This window comes from Massilia sp. CMS3.1 (genome assembly GCF_051262535.1).
Classification (GTDB): domain Bacteria; phylum Pseudomonadota; class Gammaproteobacteria; order Burkholderiales; family Burkholderiaceae_D; genus Telluria.
Genome location: NZ_JBIMES010000050.1, coordinates 1 through 3,409 on the forward strand (window position 1 = coordinate 1; position 3,409 = coordinate 3,409).

Sequence of the window (3,409 nt, forward strand, 5' to 3'; positions counted from 1 at the left end):
ACTAACACGGATAATAAAGAGGTAGAAGCCCTGCCCGAGCTTCACTGACTAGTTGGGAAGGTCCGCTTCGGGTCGTTTGCAGATCCTTCCACAGCCGAACAGCGCGCGAACTTTATTGCAAGGAGTGAAGTCTAACTTTGTATAGCCTTGTATATCGTTGTATTGGCAGCTTAAGCGTCCGTTACCGGCAAGAAGCGGAAGTTCGCCGCCCCGGCCAGTAGGCTCGACTCGTTCTGTGTCGTACTCATACCAACAATGATTGAGAATTTGACTTAAGGATTCTATGTTTACTTATTCCCACCCCAGACCCATCATCGACGGTCGAGCTGTTTCCATGCAGGTTGTACAACAAAAGGAAGCGGTTCGGCAAGACACGAAAGTCCTTGTCGTAACCACACTTTTGACGAGCTCGGACAAGCTCACTGACCAAAATGGCACCGAGCCTAATTGAATTTGAGGTCGCATACACGCGAGCGGAATACGTCCAATCAGCAATTATATATATAAGTGCTTATGTAATAAGTGCTATAGTTATTTGATGAAAAAAGGACTTGGCACGCAGTTACGGCATCTAATTGAACTGCTTGACGGAGCAGTCGAGCAGGCTTACGTGGAAGCGAGGCTGGATTATCGGCCGCGCTATACGCCGGTGATGCGCGTTCTCGCCGAGCAGGAGAGTGCGACGATTGGAGAGTTGGCAGCGCTGGGCGGCCTCACGCAGCCCGCCGCCACCCAGACCGTGGCTTTAATGGTGAGGAAGGGCCTGTTGACGATCGCTACAAGCGGCGAAGACGGCAGGCAGCGCATGGTCGGTCTCAGCGCCGGCGGCAAAGCCTTGCTGCCGCGCCTGCGGGTGTGCTGGCAGGCGACCAAGGCCGCCGCCGACAGCCTCGACGCAGACCTGTCGTTTCCGCTGTCCACCTGTCTTGACCAGGCGATCGCCTCGCTCGAGAAACGCCCCTTCGGCGCGCGAATCCGCGACGCAAACTTGCCGGACCAGCGTGACGACGGGCCGGCGGACGAACTTTTCACGTAGCTATCAAACGATCAGTAGTCCAACTCGGAGGCAGGTATGTCAAGCAAAAAGAATTGCGCTTCAGTCGTCGTAGTGAGTACCTTATTGTCACTGTCTGCGTTCGCAGCGGAGGACGGCCGCTTGATCGCGTCTTCCTCGCCTGCCGGCGATCGTGAGGCCATGGCCCGCATCGAGGCTGGCCTGCGTCCGCTGGTCGCGCTGGCCGATGCGCCGGTCAAGACGGAAAAGCTGCAGGACGCGATGGCGCGGCTGAAGGTGCCGGGCGTGAGTGTCGCGGTGATTCGGGGTGGCAAAGTAGCGTGGACGCAAGGCTATGGCGTCGCCTGGGTTGGCGGACCGGCTGTCACGCCGGAAACCCTGTTCCAGGCTGGCTCGGTCAGCAAGCCAGTTGCCGCCATGGCGGCACTCCGCATGGTGGAGCAAGGCAAGCTCGATCTCGATTCGCCTGTCGACACCGTCCTCACCGGGTGGAAGCTGCCCGCCGATGAGGGCAGGCCGAGCGTGCGTCAATTGCTGTCACACACCGGCGGCATGAACGTTTCCGGCTTTCCCGGCTATGCCGCCGGGAAGCCGGTACCTTCGCTGGTCCAGCTACTCGATGGCAAAGGCCCCACCAACACCGCGCCGATCCGGGTCGACGCCGCGCCGGGTTCGGCCTGGCGCTATTCGGGCGGCGGCTATGTAGTGCTCCAGCAAGCGATGACCGACCGGGCCGGCCAGCCCTTCGATGCGCTGATGCGCGACCTGGTGCTGGCCCCCCTTGGCATGACGGCCAGTACCTTTGCGCAACCGCTGCCTGCCGCCTTGGCGGCCAAGTCGGCGCTCCCGCACGACCGGCAGGGCAACGCCTTCCCCGGCGGTGCCTTTACCTATCCCGAGCAGGCTCCCGCCGGCTTGTGGTCGACCCCGCTTGACCTGGCAAAGTTCGCGATCGCAATCCAGCAAGGGACGGCCGGACGCGACACTGGCGTGTTGTCGCCAACGATGACGCGTACCATGCTTACCCCCCAGATGAACGACTACGCGTTGGGCCTGCAACTACAGGACAAGGGCCAGGCATTCGGTCATGGCGGCAGCAATATGGGCTTCAAGTCCGCGCTGGTCGCCTTTGTCGAACGTGGCGACGGCGCAGTGATCCTGACCAACGGCGACAATGGCGGCGAACTCGCCGCCGGGCTGATGCGCGCCATCGCCCACGAATACAAGTGGGCCGGCAACCAGACCATCCTACGTCCGACGTTGACGCTCACGCCCCAGGCGCGCAAGGCCTTGGTCGGCCAATATAAAATGTCGGGGCTGAGCGACTTCCATATCGCCGAACGAGACGGCCAGCTGATGATTGCGCTGCGCCCGGGCCAGTGGGAGCCCCTGTATGCAGAGTCGGACAAGCTGCTGTTTGTTCTGTCGCGCAACGTCGAAATACGTCCCATTGATGCCGACAGCGGCCTCAATGTGCTTGGATCGTCATCGAAGAGATATACCCGCGTCACCGGCCTCTGGTGACACGCAAGCAGCGATGCTGCCAGGGCGGCGACGCAGGGGATAGAAGTGCAATGCCGCCCTGTCCCCGCTTACTGCCCGATCAGCACAGACTCGCCAAGCCCGGTTCCTGCATCCTTGGCGGCTTTTTTTTGCGTCGTCGAATACCGGCCAGACCATTTTCAACGGATGCAGGTATTTCACTACCTGATGTCCGCTAATGGCCGGCTGCGGACCTTTCGTGACTTCCGCTAATGGCCGATACCGGTCGAATCGTTACTTCCCCGAATGGTCCAAAACAAACTTGGCTAGCAAGGGAGTTCACCAGAAGAGCGTTCAATCGTTTTTTTATCTTGTCGCCAGCAGATACACGCCTGTGCAGGCGCCAGTTAAACCCACCAAGGTAAGGCTGACTTGCGATAGGCCACTCCAAAATAGCGATTGGCTCAGGGCTTGAGTCAATATCGGCACAAGCTTAAAAGCGCATGAGCCAACTACTAAGAATATCGCACCTCGAACGGCTCTTGGAGTCCAAAACATGTCGTTATTCCTATTTTCGAAATTTATCTTTTCCCGAAGTCCGCTTCTTGCCGATGCGGACCTATTGTAGCGTCCGCTTACGACCCACTGCAGACATTCCGCTCCGATGCAGACACGTAGTGTTAGAAGCCCATAACGGCTTCGAAGAGGTGTCGCACCCACTCCCCAAACGCAAGTCGCTTGGACTCGCCTCGCCTCAGCCGATGCGTCAATAGCCAAGTTGCGTATAAGGCGATCATAGCGACGCATGCTGCGCTCAGGATGGTCGTAATGATCTCTATGACAAGCAGCATAAGTACACTTTCTTGTTAACCTTTTCATTCGCTAGATCGTCTTGCCGCACCCAGCAGGTAC

The 3,409-nt window shown here is 58.6% G+C and carries 2 protein-coding genes; both read left to right on the top strand.

Features of this window, described 5'->3' with window-relative positions; genetic code table 11:
- The first annotated feature begins 538 nt into the window (after positions 1–538).
- Positions 539–1,036 (top strand): MarR family winged helix-turn-helix transcriptional regulator, encoded by a 498-nt coding sequence (locus ACHAC9_RS24290; RefSeq protein WP_435764354.1) that lies wholly within the window; start codon positions 539–541, stop codon positions 1,034–1,036.
- Positions 1,037–1,156: 120 nt separating this feature from the next.
- Positions 1,157–2,539 carry a serine hydrolase domain-containing protein gene (locus tag ACHAC9_RS24295; RefSeq protein ID WP_435764356.1) on the top strand — a complete coding sequence of 461 codons (1,383 nt, stop codon included), beginning with the start codon at positions 1,157–1,159 and terminating at the stop codon, positions 2,537–2,539.
- Positions 2,540–3,409: the final 870 nt, after the last annotated feature.